Below are 1,211 nucleotides of genomic sequence, written 5' to 3' on the forward strand. Positions count from 1 at the left end.
ATGTTTTTAAGGGCGCCAAATGACAATAATCACCGCTTCATGATTCACGATGAAGTAACAAGTAAAGATTATGTCATTTCTCAAATTCCTATAGGCATAGGAAAAAGCTTTGCATTAATGACACAATTTGAGAAGGTTATCCTAGAAGCTATGGAAAAACATTTTTCAACTCCACAATCTACAAATTTCTCTAATGCAGGTTTAGGTTTTTCACTTCAAGTGATGAGTACTTTACCAAGCGTAAAGCTTTCGGCTATTGATGCAACTTTACAAAAAAATATTGATTTTTACTTTAGAAACTGCGTTTCAGTAGGTATCTTACTTAATCAACAAGGTAGAAATCTTTTTCAAAACTCTGATAATTTAATGCAAGATCTTTTCACAAACATAGGCAATGGCTCTCAGCTTACTCCTTTGTTTAAAAATAACAATAATGTTGAAGAACAAAGTGTTGTACCTTGTTCTGATGCAGGTCCTCAAATCGTTGAAATGATTCAAAACGATACAGATGAAGCTATGAAGATTCATGCTGCTTTGCTTGGTATGGCGAATGATATGGCAAATTATGAGCAAAAGTTCTTAGGCGCTGCACAAATCTATAACGAACAAGCTGTAAGTGCTAGATCTTATTTACAGCAATCCATGATAATGCTTGCTTCTCAAGATGCAATCATTAATACCGCTAAATCAGTAGGATTAAATCCTGCTTCTGTGGCTGCAAATACTGCTTATGCGGATCAGCAATTTTATGCAAGTATGCAAGCACAAGGACACATGGCGCAAACTTATTTGCCTTTAGCTAAAGCTTATTTAACAGCTATTATCATAGGTTTGTCTTGGCTTGTTGCTTTGCTTTCTATTGTATTTGGCTCTTACGCACATATTAAGATGTTTTTTACTCTATGTATTTGGATAGTACTTTGGACTCCTATTCTTTGTATTATTAACTATCTAAATGATTATAATCTTATGAAAGTTGCACAAGTAATAACAGGTGGAAAAGCAGCTTTAAGCTTAGGAGATAATATGCTTATCTTTAAAGAAGTAGCAAGTAGATCAAATTTCATGAATTATCTTGTAATGAGTACTCCTGTTTTAGCTTATGCAATTGCTAAAGCAAGTGAGCAAGGATTTATAACTTTTGCTTCTGGATTATCTCAAGCTCTAACAGGTGCTTCAAGAGCTGCTGGAAGCTTTGCAAATCAGCAAGC

Annotated in this window: 1 protein-coding gene; it reads left to right on the plus strand. The window is 34.4% G+C overall.

The genetic code is table 11. The features are described from left to right. The coding region (locus AJ932_RS08515; protein ID WP_148123014.1) for a conjugal transfer protein TraG N-terminal domain-containing protein at positions 1–1,211 on the plus strand (1,211 nt) is incomplete at both ends.

The organism is Campylobacter sp. BCW_6873, from assembly GCF_001762365.1.
GTDB lineage: Bacteria > Campylobacterota > Campylobacteria > Campylobacterales > Campylobacteraceae > Campylobacter_D > Campylobacter_D jejuni.